The sequence below is a fragment of the Rhizobacter sp. P2_D12 genome (genome assembly GCF_056404395.1).
This window is the reverse complement of record NZ_JBFUEB010000126.1, coordinates 1-16,872: the sequence shown is the minus strand read 5'-3', so window position 1 is coordinate 16,872 and position 16,872 is coordinate 1. Positions and strand designations below refer to the sequence as shown.

Below are 16,872 nucleotides of genomic sequence, written 5' to 3'. Positions count from 1 at the left end.
GCCCTGCAGCGCCTGCTCGATGGCGGCGGCATCGCGCCCGATGGTCGCGACCGCGCGCACGTGCTGGCGCACCGGCGCGAGCAGCGGRCCGAAATCCYGCCCCTTGCCGTCGCCGCCGAGGATCACGACCAGCTGGGCCGGCGCCTTGTCGGTGCCCAGCCCGGTGATCGCCGCGACCGTCGCGCCGACGTTGGTGCCCTTGCTGTCGTCGTAGGCCTCGACGCCGTCGACCGCCGCGACGAACTCGACGCGGTGCGGCTCGCCGGCGTATTCGCGCAAGCCATGCAGCATCGGCGCGAGCGGGCAGCCGATGGCCACCGCCAGCGCCAGCGCGGCCAGCGCGTTGGCCGCGTTGTGGCGGCCGCGCACGCGCAGCGCATCGGCCGGCATCAGGCGCTGGATGTGGATCTCTTCCTCTTCGGCCGGGCCCTTGCCGCGGCCCTTGGGCTTGAGGGTCTCGTCGGCTTCCATCGCGCGCACCAGCCAGGCCATGCCGCCGTCCTGGATCAGGCCGAAGTCGCCCGGGCGCTTCGGCGCATCGAGGCCGAAGCGCAGCACGCTGCGCTCGACCGGCTTGGCGAAACGACCCTTGCCAGGGACGGGAGCCGGCACCATCGCCTCGACCGCCGGGTCGTCGCGGTTGATCACCATCACCGCGCGCTTGCCGAAGATGCGCGCCTTGGCGTCCGCATAGGCCTTCATGTCGCCGTGCCAGTCGAGGTGGTCCTGCGTCAGGTTCAGCACCGTGGCCGCGCCGGGCTCGAAACCCTGCACGCCGTCGAGCTGGAAGCTGGACAGTTCGAGCACCCACACTTCCGGCAGCGCCTCGAACACCGGGCCGGGCGGCGGCGGCGGGATCAGGTGCGGCGGCGGGCCACCGCCGGTCGGCATGTCGGCCTCGTCGGCCGCAGCGGCCACCGGTTCGGGCGGCAGCTCGGCGATCTCGTCGACCGCCGCCTCGACCACGTCGTCGGCGACCGGCTCGGGGCCGGCATCGACCTCGGCTTCGTCATCGCCCGCCGTCTCGGCGGCCGCGCCGATCGCCCCGAGCGGCAGTGCCTCGGGCAGGCTGTCGGGGATCGCCTCCACCGCGTCGTCGATGACCTCGTCGGCCACCGGTGCCGCCGGCTCGGCGTCCAGCGCCTCGGCCAGCGTCTGCAGCATGGTCGGGCCGATGTTGCCGGCCGTCGCGACGCGCCGGCCGGTGCGTTCGATCAGCTGCGAGGTCATCGCGGTGGTCGTCGTCTTGCCGTTGGTGCCGGTGATCGCGATCACGCCCGGCGCATAGCCGCGCTCGGCCTTCAGGTCGGCCAGCGCGCGCGCGAACAGGTCGAGTTCGCCCTGGATCGGCACGCCGGTCTGGCGCGCGACGGCCAGCAGCGGCTGGATGCGCGGGTCGTTCGGCGCGAGGCCCGGGCTCTTCAGCACCAGCTGCACACCCTGCAGGGCCTCGGTGCCGAGCGGGCCGCCGAGCAGCGTCGCGGCCGGCACGTGCTCGGCCAGCGCCGCCGCATGCGGCGGGTTCTCGCGCGAATCCCACACGCTGACGCGCGCACCGAAGCGCGCGCACCAGCGCGCCATCGCGAGCCCGGATTCGCCGAGCCCGAGCACCAGGACCTGGGTGTCTTGCAAGTGCTTCATCGCAGTTTCAGGCTGGCCAACCCGACCAGGCACAGCAGCATCGTGACGATCCAGAAGCGCACGACGACCTGCGTCTCCTTCCAGCCGGATTTCTCGAAGTGGTGGTGCAGCGGCGCCATCTTGAAGATGCGCCGGCCTTCGCCGTAGCGCGCCTTGGTGAACTTGAACCAGGCCACCTGCAGCATCACCGACAGCGCCTCGGCGACGAAGATGCCGCCCATGATGGCCAGCACGATCTCCTGCCGCGTGATGACCGCGATGGTGCCCAGCGCGCCGCCCAGCGACAGCGCGCCGACGTCGCCCATGAAGACCTGGGCCGGGTGGGTGTTGAACCACAGGAACGCGAGCCCCGCGCCGGCCATCGCCGAGCAGAACACCAGCAGTTCGCCCGAGCCCGGGATGTGCGGGAACAGCAGGTACTTCGAGTACACGGCACTGCCGGTCACGTAGGCGAACACGCCCAGCGCCGAGCCCACCATCACCACCGGCATGATCGCCAGCCCGTCCAGCCCGTCGGTGAAGTTCACCGCGTTGCTGCTGCCCACGATCACGAGGTACGTCAGGATGATGAAGCCGAACACCCCGAGCGGGTAGCTGATGCTCTTGAAGAACGGCACCAGCAGGTCGGCCTTGGGCGGCAGGTCGTTCGAGAAGCCGCTCTGCACCCAGCGCAGGAACAGTTCGAGCACGCGCAGGTTGGAGGTCTCGGACACGCTGAACGCCAGGTACAGCGCGGCCACCAGGCCGATCAGCGACTGCCAGAAATACTTCTCGCGCGAGCGCATGCCTTCGGGGTTCTTGTGCACCACCTTGCGCCAGTCGTCGACCCAGCCGATCGCGCCGAAGCCCAGCGTCACCAGCATCACGATCCAGACGAAGCGGTTGCTCCAGTCGAACCACAGCAGCGTCGACACGCCGATGCCGATCAGGATCAGCACGCCGCCCATCGTCGGCGTGCCGCTCTTCGACAGGTGCGCCTGCACGCCGTACTCGCGGATCGGCTGGCCGATCTTCAGCGCGGCCAGGCGGCGGATCACCATCGGGCCGAAGGCCAGGCCGATCAGCAGCGCGGTCATCGCGGCCAGCACCGCGCGCAGCGTCAGGTACTGGAACACCCGCAGGAACCCGAGCTGGTCGGGGTAGAGGCCTTGCAGCCACTGGGCAAGACTAAGCAGCATCGTTCGATCCTTTGGCAGGGACTTCGGTGCCGCTGCGCTGCAACGCGGCCACCACCTGTTCCATCTTCATGAAGCGCGAGCCCTTCACCAGCACCGCGGCGCAAGCCGGTGCCGACGGCAGCGCAGCGACCAGCGCCGCGACGTCGTCGAAGTGGCGCGCACCGGCGAAGGCAGCGGCCGCGTGGCGGCTGAGCACACCCACCGTCCACAGCGATTCGATGCCGCGCGCCTGCGCGAAGGCGCCGACCTCGGCATGGAAGGCCGGGCCCTGGTCGCCGACCTCGCCCATGTCGCCCAGCAACAGCCAGCGCGGGCCCGGCAGCTGCGCCAGCACCTCGACCGCGGCGCGCGCCGAATCGGGGTTGGCGTTGTAGGTGTCGTCGACCAGCGTGACCGCCTGGCCATGCACCTGCGCGGTCTTCAGCTGCGAGCGGCCCTTGACCGGCTCGAAGGCTTCGAGGCCCTGCGCGATGGCCTCCAGCGGGCAGCCGGCGGCCAATGCGCAGGCGGTGACGGCCAGCGCATTCTTCACGTTGTGCTGCCCGGCGATGCGCAGGTTCACGGTGTGGAAGCCGGCCGGCGTGTGCAGCATCAGCGACCAGTGGTCGCCGACCCATTCGGCATCGGCGGTCACGTCGGCCGCGCCCTGCAACGCGAAGGTCAGCGTCGGGCGCGATGCGGCCAGCGCGTGCCAGACCGGTGCATAGGCGTCGTCGGCCGGGAACACCGCGACGCCGGCCGGCGGCAGCGCCTCGATCACCGTGCCGTTCTCGCGCGCCACCGCCTCGACCGTGGCCATGAACTCCTGGTGCTCGCGCTGCGCGTTGTTGACCAGCGCCACCGTGGGCGCCGTCATCGCCGCCAGCGCCGCGATCTCGCCCGGGTGGTTCATGCCCAGCTCGACCACGCCGGCGCGGTGCCAGCAGGCCTCGTCCTGGCGCAGCCGCAGCAGCGTCAGCGGCACGCCGATGTCGTTGTTGAAGTTGCCCTGCGTCGAGAAGGCGGCCTCGCCGAGCCAGGCGCGCAGCACCGAGGCCAGCATCTGCGTCACCGTGGTCTTGCCGTTGCTGCCGGTCACCGCGATGAGCGGCAGCGCGCAGCGGGCGCGCCAGGCCGCGGCCAGCTGGCCGAGCGCGAGCTTGCTGTCGGCCACCTGCAGGCCGGGCAGGCCGGCTTCGGCCAGGCCACGCTCGGCAATGGCCGCGACGGCGCCGGCCGCCCGGGCCTGCGCGAGGAAGTCGTGCGCGTCGAAGCGTTCGCCGCGCAGCGCGACGAACAGGTCGCCGGGCTGCAGCGTGCGGGTGTCGGAGTGCACGCGCGCGACGTGCACGTTCCCGTCGCCGACCAGCGTCGAGCCGGGCAGCAAGGCGTGGGCCTGGGCCAGGGTCATCATGACGGCGTCCCTGCGCGGCGGGTGCCGAGCGCGGCCTGCGCTTCCAGCACGTCGGAGAACGGGTGCTTGACGCCGGCGATCTCCTGCTCAGCCTCGTGGCCCTTGCCGGCGATCAGCACCACGTCGTGCGGGCCGGCATGCTGCAGCGCATGCGCGATCGCGGCGCGGCGGTCCTCGATGACGCTGGCGTTCAGCGGACGCGCCATGCCCTCGACGATCTGGCGCAGGATCTGCTCCGGCACCTCGTTGCGCGGGTTGTCGCTGGTGACGACGACACGGTCGGCCAGGCGTTCGGCGATGCCGCCCATCAGCGGGCGCTTGGTCGCATCGCGGTTGCCGCCACAGCCGAACACGCCCCACAGCAGGCCGCCGCGCTCGCGTGCGAACGGGCGCAGCGCGTACAGCGCCTTCTCGAGCGCATCGGGCGTGTGGGCGTAGTCGACCACGACCACCGGCTGGTCGGCATCGGCATCGACGCGCTCCATGCGCCCCGGCACCGCACTCAGTTGCGGCACCACGGCGGCGGCATCGGCCAGCGACACACCCAGTGCGCGCAGGCCCCCGATCACCGCCAGCAGGTTCGACACGTTGTAGTCGCCGATCAGCCGGCTGTGCACGGCAACGGCCTCGTCGCCCTCGTGCAGCGCGAAGCCCAGGCCACCGTCGGCGTAGTGGATGTCCTGGGCGCGCAGCCGCGCCATGTCGCGCGTGCTGCAGGTCCACAGGTCGAGCCCGCCGCCGGCCAGCTCGCCGACCAGCGACGCGCCCTGCTCGTCGTCGACGTTCAGCACCGCGGCGCGCAGCCCCGGCCACGCGAACAGCTGGCGCTTGGCGGCCCAGTAGGCGTCCATCGTGCCGTGGTAATCCAGGTGGTCGCGCGTGAAGTTGGTGAACAGCGCCACCTCGACGTGCGTGCCCACCAGGCGCTGCTCGACGACGCCGATCGACGAGGCCTCGATCGCGCAGGCCTTGAAGCCGTCGTCGACAAAGCGCTTGAAGGCCGCCTGCAGCGTGACCGGGTCGGGCGTCGTGAGGCCGGTGGAGACCACCTGCCCGGGCTCGCCGACACCCAGCGTGCCGACCACGCCGCAGCGCTGGCCGAGCGCGCTCAGCGCCTGCGCGACCCACCAGGCGGTGGAGGTCTTGCCGTTGGTGCCGGTGCTCGCCACCACGCGCAGGCGACCACTCGGCTCGCCGAAGAAGCGGCCGGCCAGCTCGCCGGTGGCGGCCTTCAGGTCGGGCAACGCGGCCACGCGGGTGGCATCGAACTCGAACGCGGTCGCGCCTTCGGCCTCGACCAGGCACGCGGCCGCGCCGGCCGCCAGCGCCTGCGGCACGAACTGCCGCGCATCGACGCCGTAGCCTGGCCACGCGATGAAGGCGTCGCCCGGCTGCACGCGGCGGCTGTCGGTGGCCAGGCCGCGCACGCCGTGCGCAAGCAGCCACGCGAGCGCCGCATCGGCGCTCGCGTGGTGGGTGATGGCGGTGTGCATGTCGCTCATCAGAAGCTCTCTTCCTCGGCCTGCAGCGCGTGGGTCACGATCTGCGGCCGCACCTCGATGTCGGGCGGTTCGCCCATCGAGCGCAAGGTCTGTTGCACCACTTCGCTGAACACCGGCGCGGCGACGTCGCCGCCGAAATACTTGCCGTTGCTCGGCTCGTCCACCATCACCGCGACGATGATGCGCGGCTTGCTGATCGGGGCCAGGCCGACGAACCACGAGCGGTACTTCTTCTCCGCGTAGCCCTTGCCTTCCTGCTTGTAGGCGGTGCCCGACTTGCCGCCCACCGAGTAGCCCGGCACCTGGGCCTTGGGCGCGGTGCCGCCTTCGAGCGTCACCAGGTGCATCATCTCGCGCACCTGCTGCGCCACCTTGGGCGAGATCACGCGGATGCCGGCCGGCGTGGGCGTGTCGACCTGGCGGTTCTTCACCAGCGAGACCGGGATCAGCTCGCCATCGTGCGCGAACACCGTGTAGGCGCGCGCGATCTGGAACAGCGAGGCCGACAGGCCGTAGCCGTAGCTCATCGTCGCCTGCTCGATCGGGCGCCACGACTTGTACGGGCGCAACCGGCCGGTCACCGCGCCGGGAAAGCCGATCTGCGGCTTCTGGCCGAAGCCGACCTGCGAATACAGCTCCCACATCTCGCGCGGCTGGAACATCATCGCCATGCGCACTGCGCCGACGTTGCTGGATTTCTGGATCGTCTGCGTCACCGTCAGGTCGCCGTGCGCGTGCGAATCGGTGATCACCGAACCGGCGAAGTTCAGGCGCCCCGGCGCGGTCTGCAGCACGGTGTCGGGCGTCACGCGGCCGGTCTCCAGAGCCCAGGCGGCGATGAAGGGCTTCATCGTCGAGCCGGGCTCGAAGGTGTCGGTGAGCGCGCGGTTGCGCAGCTGTCCGCCGCTCAGGTTCCTGCGGTCGCCCGGCTGGTAGCTCGGGAAGTTGGACAGCGCCAGCACCTCGCCGGTCTGCGCATCCAGCACCACCACGCTGCCGGCCTTGGCCTTGTTCTCGTTCACCGCGTCGCGGATGCGCTGGTAGGCGTAGAACTGCACCTTCGAATCGATCGACAGCTCGATGTCGCGGCCGTCGACGGGCGCGACGCTCTCGCCGATGTCCTCGACCACGCGGCCCAGCCGGTCCTTGACGACGCGGCGCGTGCCGTTGCGGCCCTGCAGCTCCTTCTGGAACGCGAGCTCGATGCCTTCCTGGCCGTTCTCCTCGACGTTGGTGAAGCCGACCACGTGCGCCGCGGCCTCGCCCTCGGGGTACTTGCGCTTGAACTCGCGCACCTGGAACAGGCCCTTGATGCCGAGCGCCAGCGCGTCCTTCGCGACCTGCTCGTCGACCTGGCGGCGCAGCCAGACGAAGTTCGGGCTGTCGTCGAGCTTGCCGGCGAGTTCGGCCACCGTGAAGCCGAGCAGTTTCGCGAGTTGCGCGCGCTGCTTCTTGTCGGCCTCGAAGTCCTTCGGGATCACCCACAGCGACGGGGCCGGCACGCTGGACGCGAGGATCATGCCGTTGCGGTCGATGATGCGGCCGCGGCTGGCCGACAGGTCGAGCGTGCGCGCGTAGCGGATCTCGCCCTGCTTCAGGAAGAAGTCGTTGCCGACGATCTGCACGTAGACCGCGCGGCCGACCAGCACGCAGAAGCCCAGGCCGACCAGGCCGACCAGGAACTTCGAGCGCCACGGCGGCGTCTTCGAGGCCAGCAGCGGGCTGGTCGAGTACATCACGCTGCGCACGTTGACGGCGCCGGCGCGCGCCGGGTTCGGCCGGGGCTTGTCGAGGCCGAGTTTGCCGAGCCACGTCATTTGGCGACTCCCGACGCGGCCGGAGCCCAGGCGACGTACTGCGTGACGGCCGGCGTCGCGTTGCGCATCGCCAGCTTGTCGCGCGCGACGCGCTCGACGCGCAGCGGCGTCGCCTGCGACTGCTTGTCGGCCATCAGCCGCTCGTGCTCGATCTCGAGCTGGTGCGACTCGCTGGTGGCGCGGTCGACCTCGGCGAACAGCCGGCGCGCGTCGTAGGACACGCGCACGAGGTAGATGCTGCTGGCGATCAGGGCCAGCAGCAGGAGCAGGTTGACGCGCGTCATGCCGGCACCTCGGTGCGTTCGGCGACGCGCATGATGGCCGAGCGCGAGCGCGGATTCGCGCGCACCTCGGTCTCGGACGGCTTCACACGCGCGAGCGCACGCAGCCGGCTCGGCCGCTCGGGCGCGAACGGCGCCCGACGGTCGAACTCGCTCTTGCTTTCGCGGGCGATGAAGTTCTTCACGATGCGGTCTTCGAGAGAGTGGAAGCTGATGACCACGAGCCTTCCTCCCGGGGCCAGCAATCCGAGGGCCGCGTTCAGCCCTTGTTCGAGCTCCTCAAGCTCGGCGTTGACGAAAATCCGAAGAGCTTGAAATGTGCGCGTTGCAGGATCCTGGCCCGGCTCGCGGGTCTTGACCGCACCAGCCACGACGTGGGAAAGCTCTGCGGTGGTGCGAACTGGATGCCCGCCCTCGCGCCGAGCAACAAGCGCCTTTGCAACCGATACAGCAAACCGTTCTTCCCCATAGTTGCGTATCACCTCCGCAATGTGGCGCTCATCGGCGCGGGCCAGAAAATCCGCGGCGCTTTCGCCGCGGGTCGTGTCCATGCGCATGTCCAGCGGCCCGTCGAAACGGAAGCTGAAGCCACGTTGGGGGTTGTCGATCTGCGGCGAGGACACGCCCAGGTCGAGCAGCACGCCGTCGACCTGCGCGATGCCGAGTTCGGCCAGCACATCCGACATGCCGCCGAAGGGCGCGTGGTGGATGGAAAAACGCGGGTCATCGACCCGCGTTGCGCCCGACCCTGCCGCGGCAATGGCGTCCGGGTCGCGGTCGATCGCCACCAGCCTTCCCTGCGGGCCCAGGCGGCCGAGCAGCAGGCGCGAATGCCCGCCGCGGCCGAAGGTGCCGTCCACATAGGTGCCGTCGGCGCGCGCGGCGAGCCACTCCACGGCCTCGTCGAGGAGGACGGTCTGGTGCTGGAAGCTGGCGGTACTGCTGCTCATGGCCGCTAGCCTTGGAAGTCCTTGAGCGAATCCGGCATCTCGGATTGCAGGACCTTGGCTTCCTGTTCAGCGTAGACCAGCGGATCCCACAGTTCCAGCCTGCTGCCCATTCCCATCAGCAGCACGTCCTTGGTCAGGCGGGCGGCGGCGCGCAACTCGGGGGAGATCAGCACGCGCGACGAGGCATCGATCTCGACGTCCATCGCGCTGCCGAGAAACACGCGCTTCCAGCCGTCGGCCGACATCGGCAGCGCCACCAGGCGCTCGCGGAAGGCCAGCCACACCGGGCGCGGAAACACCAGCAGGCAGCCCGCCGGGTGCTTGGTCAGGGTCAGCTGCGGGCCGGCATCGGCGAGCAGCACATCGCGCTGGCGGGCCGGGACGGTGATCCGTCCCTTCCCATCCAGCGTCAACGCCGAGCTGCCTTGAAAGCCAAATTCCGCCACAAAAACCCACTAAAGTGCACTTTCCACCACTCTAGCGGATGACTCAGGCAAGGTCAATGAAAGTTGTAAGAAAAAATCAATGAAATCAAGAACTTAGAGCGGACTGTGAAATTCGCCCAAGTGAAAACAGTTGTAAAAGCAAGGACTTGCGAACGGCTGTGAAAGCTTTGGGTGAGGAGGAAACCCCGCCCCGGGGGATCGCCCCGTCATTCGTCGGTCGAGGTTTCGGTCGGCGTCTCGAGCTTTCTGCGCAGGTCGTCCAGGACCTTGGCCGCGGCCCGGATCTTCTTGGGATCCAGCCCTTCCCCCAGCCCGTTCACCCAAGGCGCCTGCAGCTGCAAGGCCGCGGCGTGAGCCTGCTCTCCCTTGGCGGTCATGACCACGAGCCTGGCGCTGCGGTGGTGCGGGTTGTCCTTCAACTGGACGAAGCCCTCGGCGTTCAGTTCGGTGACGATGCGCTGGACGCCCTGCCGGTTGAGCCCCATGTTCCGCGCCAGTCTTGCCACCGGCTCGGGGACCGGCGACAAGGCGATGGCCCCCAGCACCTGCCACCGGGCGCTGGTCAGGCCCAGCGGGCCCACCAGCCGATCGCCCGCGAGAAGCAAGCGCCCGTTCAGGCGAAAGATCGAGAGGATGAGCTCGCTGACTTCAGAACCCGATGGCGTCCGTGGGGCGTCCTTGCGCATCGCAACAGTTTGCCGTTACGACATCATGCTGTCAATTTGACTCAATTCGCGACGGCGCTGTACACGCCGAGGTCTGCCTGGATGCCGTTGCCGCGGATGAAGGCCGCCGGGTCGAAGCCTTCGGCCGCGTACTTCTTCATCATCACGGCCTTCGCGGCATCGAACGCAGCCGAGGATTCCCACTCGACGATCGTGACGACCCGGCCCGCATCCCCCTCTCGGCTGTTCAGGACCAGGTTCGTCCTGCAGCCGGCCAGCCCGCCGAGGGCCGCTTGCGTGCGTTGGACGCGGTCCATGAAGGCGTCGAGCGCGGCGGGCGGCACGACGAAACGATCGATGCGGTAGACGGGGGCGGTTGCTGCATGCACTGCGGTCATGTGGACTCCAGAAGCGGGCCCCGGTGGCCCATGTGTGCATGGTGCATATTCGACAACATATTGTCAATAAGACAATGACAGGCGATCTGCGATCACGCGCCCGTCTTCGGCATCGCCGCGGGCGCATGGCCGTACTTGCCCGCCAGGTACCCTGCCTGGCTCACGCTCGACCCGTCCGGCGGATCGCTTCGTTGTGCAGGAAGAAGCCCGCAGCCCTGCGGGCCCATTGCATCGCGTCCACGCAGAAGGGAAGATGCACTCCCTTGCCCGGTACAGGATCCCATGTTCTCGCACGTCTTCTTCAGCGTCACCGACTTCGACCGTGCCCTCGGCTTCTATCGCCCGGTGATGCAGGCACTCGGCCTCGCCGAACGCTTCTGCGAGCCCGACAAGCCCTGGGCCGGCTGGCACAGCGCCGGCGGCACACGCCCGCTGTTCGTGATCTGCAAGCCGTTCGACGGGCAGCCGCATGCACCCGGCAACGGGCAGATGGTGGCGTTCGCGGCGCAGGACCGCGAGACGGTGCGGGCCGTGCACCGCACCGCCCTGTTGCACGGCGGGTCCTGCGAGGGACCGCCCGGCCTGCGCCCGCAGTACCACGCCGACTACTACGGCGCGTACTTCCGCGACACCGAGGGCAACAAGCTGTGCGTGGCCTGCCACGAGGCCGCATGACGCGGCGTCTGGCGATCGTCAGCGCGATGGCCGAGGAGCTGCGCGGCCTGCAGGCGCAGTTGCGCGAGCCCCATCGCATCGAGCGCGCCGGGCGCGAGTTCTGGGTTGGCCGGCTCGGCGCACACGAGGTGGTGCTGGTGCTCTCGCGCATCGGCAAGGTGGCTGCGGCGACCACGGTGACGTTGCTGCTCGCCGAGTTCGAGGTCGACCGGGTCGTCTTCACCGGTGTGGCGGGCGGGCTGGGCGCGGCGAAGGTCGGCGACGTGGTCGTGGCCGACGCGCTGCTGCAGCACGACATGGATGCGTCGCCGATCTTTCCGCGCTACGAGGTGCCGTTGTATGGCCTCTCGCAGTTTCCTGCGGATGCCGCCTTGTCGAACGCGCTGCGGGCGGCGGCGTCAGCGGCGCTTGCGGGCCTGCACCTGGATCACCTGGCGGATTTCGGCATCGCCGAGCCGCAGGTTCGTTGCGGGCTGGTGTTGAGCGGGGACCGGTTCGTGTCCAGCGCGGACGAGAGCCGTGCGTTGCAGCAGGCGTTCCCGCAGGCGCTGGCGGTGGAGATGGAAGGGGCGGCGGTGGCGCAGGTGTGCCACGACTTCGGGGTGCCGTTCGCGGTGTTGCGCACGGTGTCGGACCGCGCGGACGACAGCGCCCATGTCGACTTCCAGCGCTTCATCGTCGATGTCGCGAGCCGCTATACGGCGGCCATCATTCCCGTCATCCCTTGATGCCCCCTGCGGTCAACCCCGAGATCATCCACTTCTGCGCGAGGATGAACACGAGGGTGATGGGCAAGCCCGAGAGGATSGCGGCGGCCGCGAAGTCSCCCCACAGGTACTTCTGGTCGTACAGGAACAGCTTGGAGCCCACCGCCAGCGTSAGCTTGGCCTCCTCGTGCAGCAGCACCGAGGCCACCGGGTACTCGATGATGGCCCCGATGAAGGCCAGCAGGAACACCACCATCAGGATGGGCAGGGCCATCGGCAGCAGCACCAGCCGGAAGGCCTGCCAGGGCGTGGCGCCGTCCACCTTGGCCGCTTCYTCGATCTCCACCGGGATCGTGTCGTAGTAGCCCTTGATCGTCCACACGTGCAGCGCGATGCCGCCCGAGTACGCCAGCAGCAGCGAGGCATGGCTGTCGATCCCGAAGAACGGGAACACGCTGCCGATGCGGTCGAAGATCGCGAAGATCGCCACCAGCGCCAGCACCGCCGGGAACATCTGCATCAGCATCAGCCCGCCCAGCGCGAACTGCTTGCCGCGGAACTTCATGCGCGCGAAGGCGTAGGCGGCCGTCGTCGACAGTGTCAGCGTGATCAGCGCGGTCAGGCTGGCCACCTTCACCGAGTTCCACAGCCACAGCAGCACCGGGAAGTCGGGCTTGACCAGCCGCCCGTCCGGCGCGGTGTACGAGATCCCCAGCGCCAGCTTCCAGTGCTCGAAGCTGATGGTCTCGGGGATCAGGCTGCCGGCGGCGAAGTTGCCCGGGCGCAGCGAGATCGACAGGATCATCAGGAACGGGAAGATCACCAGCGCGATCAGCCCGATGAGGAAGGCGTGCGCGGCGATCACGCGCCAGCGGTGGCTCTTGTCGAGGACGATGGCCATCTGGTTTACCTCGATTCGTCCTTGGAGATCCTGGTGAAGCGCATCTGCACCAGCGAGATCGCCGCCACCATCGCGAAGATCACGGTGGAGATCGCCGCGGCCAGCCCGAACTGCTGCCCCGAGTCCTGGAACGCGATGCGGTAGGTGTAGCTCACCAGCAGGTCGGTGGTGCCCGCCGGCACGCTGGTGTCCAGGAAGTCGGGCCGCCCGCCGGTGAGCAGGCTGATCAGCACGAAGTTGTTGAAGTTGAACGCGAAGGCCGAGATCAACAACGGCGTCAGCGGCTTCAATATCAACGGCAGCGTGATGCGGAAGAAGTTGGTGAAGGGCCCCGCGCCGGCCACCGCCGAGGCCTCGTACAGGTCGGCCGGGATCGCCTTGATCAGCCCCGAGCAGATCACCATCATGTACGGGTAGCCCAGCCACACGTTGACGATCAACAGCATCGCCTTGGCCAGCAGCGGGTCCGAGAACCACGCCGGCTTGATGCCGAAGAGGGCGTCCAGGATCAGGTTGATCTCGCCGAAGTTGTTGTTGAACAGCCCCTTGAAGACCAGGATGGAAATGAAACCCGGCACCGCATACGGCAGGAACAGCAGCGTGCGGTACAGGCCCTTGAAGCGCAGCGCGTCCCAGTTGAACAGCACCGCCAGGAACATGCCCAGCGCCGCGCCGAAGAACACCGTGAGCGCCGAGAACACGACCGTCCACACGAAGATGCGCACGAACGGCTCGCGGAAGGCCGTGTCGGTGAAGATGCGCTGGTAGTTGGCCCAGCCCACGCCGACCTGGAAGCCCGGCTGCAGGCGCTCGCCGGCCTCGGTCTCGTAGAAGCCGCTGCTCATGTTCGGACGCAGCAGCGCGTGCGTCTGCTGGTTCAGCAGCGAGCCGTCGGCGTTGCGCTTGTACAGCGGCTGCACCGCGCCGAACTGGCGCAGGCCGGTCATCACCAGCTTGCTGTCGTTGCCCGGCAGCCGCAGCGTCAGCGCCTGCAGGTTCTTCTGCCGGGCGATCACCGTCTTCAGCGGCGCCGGCTCGCCGAGCGCGATCGCGGCCTGGCCTTGCGGCTCCAGCTTCACCTCCAGCGGCGTGGTCGTGGCCAGCGCCAGGCGCCCCGACACCCAGGCCCTGGCCGCGTCCGCATCCTCCAGCCGCAGGCGGAACTCCGGCCCGTCCTCGTGCAGCGTGAACGCGTAGCTCGCGCCGTCGCCGCCGTGGAACACCTCGTCCAGGAAGTACTGCGTGGCCCTTGGGAACTCCAGCAGGTTCCTGGAGCTGTAGTTGGTGAACCCGATGGCCATCGTGTAGACCATCGGGAAGACGACGAAGATCAGCGCCGCGGCAATCCCCGGGAACAGGTAGCGCCAGGCGTAGGTGCGCGCGGCGCTGTAGACCCACAGCGCCAGCGCGGTGATGACCAGCATCGTGCCCGCCAGCAGCGTCTGGCCGGCCGCGTAGACCATCGTGACGATGACCAACGCAGCCAGCAGGACGAATGCCAACAGGGCCGGGCCGGGGCGCAGCCTGAACTTCATCGGGACGGCTGCCTGCTTACTTGGCCGTGATCCGCTTGGCCGCCGCGTCCAGTGCCTCCTTCGGCTGCTGGCGTCCTTCGGTCATGTTCTTCAGCGCCGACTCCATCGACGACCAGAAGCGCCCCATCTCCGGGTTGTTGGGCATCGGCGCGCCGTCTTGCGCGCTGGCCATCGTCGCCTGGATGTTCGGGTTGCCCTTGAGCTCGGCAAACAGCGCCTTGCTCGCGGGCGTGCCCAGCGGCACGTCGTCGTTGATCGTCTTCAGGCCCTTGGGCGCCAGCATGAAGTTCTCGATGAACTCCACCGCCACGTCGCGGTTGGGCGACGCCTTGGAGACCATCGCCCCCAGCACGCCCACGAAGGGCGCGGCCTTCTTGCCGTTGACGCTGGGGATCCTGGCCACGCCGAAGTCGATGTTGGCCTTCTTCAGGTTGTCCCAGGACCACGGGCCGTTGATCATCATCGCGACCTTGCCCTGCRCCATGCCCGCTTCCATCTCGGCGTAGCCCGCGCCCTTGGTCATCACGCCGTCCTTGACCAGCTTGCTCAGCAGCTCCGCGCCCTTCAGCGCCCCGGCGTTGTTGACCCCGGTGTCGGCCGGGTCGAAGTTGCCGTCGGCCTTCAGCTTGAACGGGTAGCCGCCTCCGGCGGCCAGCAGCGGCCACGTGAAGTAGGTGTTGTTGTAGTCCCAGAGGATGGCCTTCTTGCCCGAGGCCGCGAGCTTCTTGTCCAGCGCGATCACCTCGTCGAAGGTCTTGGGCGGGTTCGGCACCAGSGCCTTGTTGTAGACCAGCGAGACCGCCTCGATCGACATCGGGTAGCCCCATTGCTTGCCGCCCACCGAGAACGCCTTGACCGCCAGCGGGTCCAGGTCGGCCAGCACCTTCTTGCTCGGCGTCACCGGCTGCAGCAGCCCGCCGGCAATCCACTCGCCGATGCGGTCGTGCGGCCAGATCCAGATGTCCGGGCCCTTGCCGGCSGCYGCCGCCTGCTGGAACTTGTTCGGCGCGTCCTCCGGGTGCTCCACCACCACCGCCACCCCCGTCTTGGCCGTGAACTCCTCGCCCACCTTGGCCAGCCCGTTGTAGCCCTTGTCGCCGTTGATCCAGATCAGCAGCTTGCCGGGTTCGGCGGCTTGCGCCGCGAACGAGAAACCGCCTGCGAGGGCGAGTGCCGCGGTCGACGCGAGCAGCTTCAGGTGGTGCCGTTTCGTGTTCATCGTCTGTCTCCTGTGGATGGCCTCGTGGGCTCTGGGTGGCGTGGGGACGGCGCGGCCCTGTCAGCCGGCGGTCGGGAGCGTGTGCCCCTGCTCGTCGAACAGGAAGCCGCGCTGCGGCGGGAAACTCAGGTAGGCGGTGTCGCCGGTGTTCAACGGGTTGTCCGGGGCGGTGCGGATCGTCATCGCCTCGGTGGCACCGGCCAGCGTCACGTGCAGGTAGGTGGTGTCGCCCAGGTGCTCGGCCAGCTGCACGTGGGCACGCATCGCGTCTTCGCGCGGCGTGGGGCTCGCGTCGACGTGCTCGGGCCGCAGGCCGACCGTCACCTTGGCGCCGGCCGAGATCGACCCCGCATCGGCGGCCACCGTGACGCTGGAGCCATCGTCCAGCGCGATGCGAGCGGAGCCGCTGTTGGTGCCCGTCAGCGTGCCGCCGATGAAGTTCATCTTCGGCGAGCCGATGAAGCCGGCGACGAAGCGGTTGACCGGCCGGTGGTACAGCTCCATGGGCGTGCCCACCTGTTCGATGCGCCCGGCGTTCAGCACCACGATGCGGTGGGCCAGCGTCATCGCCTCCACCTGGTCGTGGGTCACGTAGATCATCGTGGTCTTCAGCTCCTGGTGCAGCCGCGACAGCTCCACGCGCATCTGCACGCGCAGCGCCGCATCCAGGTTGGACAGCGGYTCGTCGAACAGGAACACCCCCGGCTTGCGCACGATCGCGCGGCCGATCGCCACGCGCTGGCGCTGCCCGCCCGACAAGGCCTTGGGCTTGCGATCGAGCAGGTGCTCGATCTGCAGCACCTGSGCGGCACGCATCACCGCGGCGCGYATCTCGTCCTTCGAGAAACCGGCCAGCCGCARYCCGAAGGCCATGTTCTCGGCCACCGTCATGTGCGGATAGAGGGCGTAGCTCTGGAACACCATCGCGATGCCGCGCTTGGCCGGCGGCACGTCGTTGACGAGTTCGCCGCCGATGTACAGCTCGCCGGACGTGATGTCCTCCAGGCCCGCGATGCAGCGCAGCATCGTCGACTTGCCGCAGCCCGACGGGCCGACGAAGACCATGAACTCCCCGTCGCGGATCTCCAGGTCCACACCCGGCAGGATCACCACGTCGTCGAACGCCTTGCGCAGCGACTTCAGTTGCAGGTCGGCCATGGATCGTTCACGTCCTCATGTCAAAAGGGCCGGCTTTCCAGCCGGCCCGTACTGCCTTGCCCCGGTCCTGCCGTCGTTCGACAGGATCGGGTTTTCAGAGGTCTATCAGAACCAGATTTCCGCTTGAGCACCATAGGAAGTGCCCTTGGTCTTGCCATCGTTGCGGCCGGTGACGCCCAGGCCGCCGTTCTCGGCCGCGTTGGCTGCCGCGTTCCACTTGGCCGTGGTCACGTACAGGCGCAGTTCCGGGCGGTTCCAGAAGCCCGGGCCCGTCGACAGCGTCGGCGCGAAGGTGAACTTCGCCAGCTTCTGCGTCTCGCCGTTCTCCGGCTTCTTCTGCACGTACGCCGTTTCGGCCACCAGCTTGAAGTTCTTCGTCAGCGCGTACGAGCCGCGTCCGCCCACC

At 68.8% G+C, this 16,872-nt stretch carries 17 protein-coding genes; 2 read left to right on the top strand and 15 right to left on the bottom strand.

Going from position 1 to position 16,872, the window contains the following annotated elements:
• The 10 genes from AC1DYN_RS27980 to AC1DYN_RS27935 form a co-directional block, all read right to left on the bottom strand.
• On the bottom strand, nucleotides 1-1,641 hold a 1,641-nt coding region (locus AC1DYN_RS27980), incomplete at its 3' end, for a Mur ligase family protein (RefSeq protein ID WP_477965250.1).
• Entirely contained in the window at nucleotides 1,638-2,819 is a 1,182-nt protein-coding gene (gene mraY, locus AC1DYN_RS27975) for a phospho-N-acetylmuramoyl-pentapeptide-transferase (protein WP_477965248.1), read from the bottom strand. The genes mraY and AC1DYN_RS27980, both read right to left, overlap by 4 nt.
• Nucleotides 2,809-4,212, bottom strand: coding sequence for a UDP-N-acetylmuramoyl-tripeptide--D-alanyl-D-alanine ligase (locus AC1DYN_RS27970; protein ID WP_477965246.1), 1,404 nt, complete (start codon nucleotides 4,210-4,212; stop codon nucleotides 2,809-2,811). The genes mraY and AC1DYN_RS27970 overlap by 11 nt, the downstream gene beginning before the upstream one ends.
• Nucleotides 4,209-5,714 carry a UDP-N-acetylmuramoyl-L-alanyl-D-glutamate--2,6-diaminopimelate ligase gene (locus AC1DYN_RS27965; protein ID WP_477965244.1) on the bottom strand — a complete coding sequence of 502 codons (1,506 nt, stop codon included), beginning with the start codon at nucleotides 5,712-5,714 and terminating at the stop codon, nucleotides 4,209-4,211. The genes AC1DYN_RS27970 and AC1DYN_RS27965 overlap by 4 nt, the downstream gene beginning before the upstream one ends.
• A complete protein-coding gene (locus AC1DYN_RS27960) occupies nucleotides 5,714-7,531 on the bottom strand; it encodes a peptidoglycan D,D-transpeptidase FtsI family protein (protein WP_477965242.1) in 1,818 nt (605 codons plus the stop codon). The genes AC1DYN_RS27965 and AC1DYN_RS27960 overlap by 1 nt, the downstream gene beginning before the upstream one ends.
• On the bottom strand, nucleotides 7,528-7,815 hold the full coding sequence (ftsL, locus tag AC1DYN_RS27955; protein ID WP_477965240.1) for a cell division protein FtsL: 288 nt from the start codon (nucleotides 7,813-7,815) through the stop codon (nucleotides 7,528-7,530). The genes AC1DYN_RS27960 and ftsL overlap by 4 nt, the downstream gene beginning before the upstream one ends.
• Nucleotides 7,812-8,762: a 16S rRNA (cytosine(1402)-N(4))-methyltransferase RsmH gene (rsmH, locus tag AC1DYN_RS27950; protein ID WP_477965238.1), complete on the bottom strand. Its 951-nt coding sequence runs from the start codon at nucleotides 8,760-8,762 to the stop codon at nucleotides 7,812-7,814. Before rsmH ends, ftsL begins: the two co-directional genes overlap by 4 nt.
• A gap of 5 nt (nucleotides 8,763-8,767) precedes the next feature.
• Nucleotides 8,768-9,208 carry a division/cell wall cluster transcriptional repressor MraZ gene (locus AC1DYN_RS27945; RefSeq protein ID WP_477965236.1) on the bottom strand — a complete coding sequence of 147 codons (441 nt, stop codon included), beginning with the start codon at nucleotides 9,206-9,208 and terminating at the stop codon, nucleotides 8,768-8,770.
• Nucleotides 9,209-9,414: 206 nt separating this feature from the next.
• Nucleotides 9,415-9,894 carry a MarR family winged helix-turn-helix transcriptional regulator gene (locus AC1DYN_RS27940; RefSeq protein WP_477965234.1) on the bottom strand — a complete coding sequence of 160 codons (480 nt, stop codon included), beginning with the start codon at nucleotides 9,892-9,894 and terminating at the stop codon, nucleotides 9,415-9,417.
• Between the two features lie 41 nt (nucleotides 9,895-9,935).
• On the bottom strand, nucleotides 9,936-10,271 hold the full coding sequence (locus AC1DYN_RS27935) for an antibiotic biosynthesis monooxygenase (RefSeq protein WP_477965232.1): 336 nt from the start codon (nucleotides 10,269-10,271) through the stop codon (nucleotides 9,936-9,938).
• Between the two features lie 282 nt (nucleotides 10,272-10,553).
• Here AC1DYN_RS27935 and AC1DYN_RS27930 point away from each other — a divergent pair, with 282 nt between their 5' ends.
• Together AC1DYN_RS27930 and AC1DYN_RS27925 are read left to right on the top strand one after the other, a co-directional pair.
• The gene (locus tag AC1DYN_RS27930; protein ID WP_477965230.1) at nucleotides 10,554-10,946 is read left to right on the top strand and encodes a VOC family protein; all 393 of its coding nucleotides are present in this window, start codon (nucleotides 10,554-10,556) and stop codon (nucleotides 10,944-10,946) included.
• Nucleotides 10,943-11,674, top strand: a complete 732-nt coding sequence (locus AC1DYN_RS27925; RefSeq protein ID WP_477965228.1) for a 5'-methylthioadenosine/adenosylhomocysteine nucleosidase — start codon at nucleotides 10,943-10,945, stop codon at nucleotides 11,672-11,674. Before AC1DYN_RS27930 ends, AC1DYN_RS27925 begins: the two co-directional genes overlap by 4 nt.
• On the opposite strand, the gene malG is transcribed toward AC1DYN_RS27925, so the two are convergent.
• The 5 genes from malG to AC1DYN_RS27900 form a co-directional block, all read right to left on the bottom strand.
• Nucleotides 11,664-12,554 (bottom strand): maltose ABC transporter permease MalG, encoded by an 891-nt coding sequence (gene malG / locus AC1DYN_RS27920; protein WP_477965226.1) that lies wholly within the window; start codon nucleotides 12,552-12,554, stop codon nucleotides 11,664-11,666. The two genes, AC1DYN_RS27925 and malG, sit on opposite strands and share 11 nt — an antisense overlap.
• Nucleotides 12,555-12,559: 5 nt before the next feature.
• Entirely contained in the window at nucleotides 12,560-14,089 is a 1,530-nt protein-coding gene (gene malF, locus AC1DYN_RS27915; protein WP_477965224.1) for a maltose ABC transporter permease MalF, read from the bottom strand.
• 16 nt (nucleotides 14,090-14,105) lie between these two features.
• Nucleotides 14,106-15,308 (bottom strand): maltose/maltodextrin ABC transporter substrate-binding protein MalE, encoded by a 1,203-nt coding sequence (malE, locus tag AC1DYN_RS27910; protein ID WP_477965222.1) that lies wholly within the window; start codon nucleotides 15,306-15,308, stop codon nucleotides 14,106-14,108.
• 60 nt (nucleotides 15,309-15,368) lie between these two features.
• Entirely contained in the window at nucleotides 15,369-16,466 is a 1,098-nt protein-coding gene (locus AC1DYN_RS27905; protein WP_477965220.1) for an ABC transporter ATP-binding protein, read from the bottom strand.
• A 105-nt stretch (nucleotides 16,467-16,571) separates the two neighbouring features.
• The coding region (locus tag AC1DYN_RS27900; RefSeq protein WP_477957300.1) for a carbohydrate porin at nucleotides 16,572-16,872 on the bottom strand (301 nt) is incomplete at its 5' end.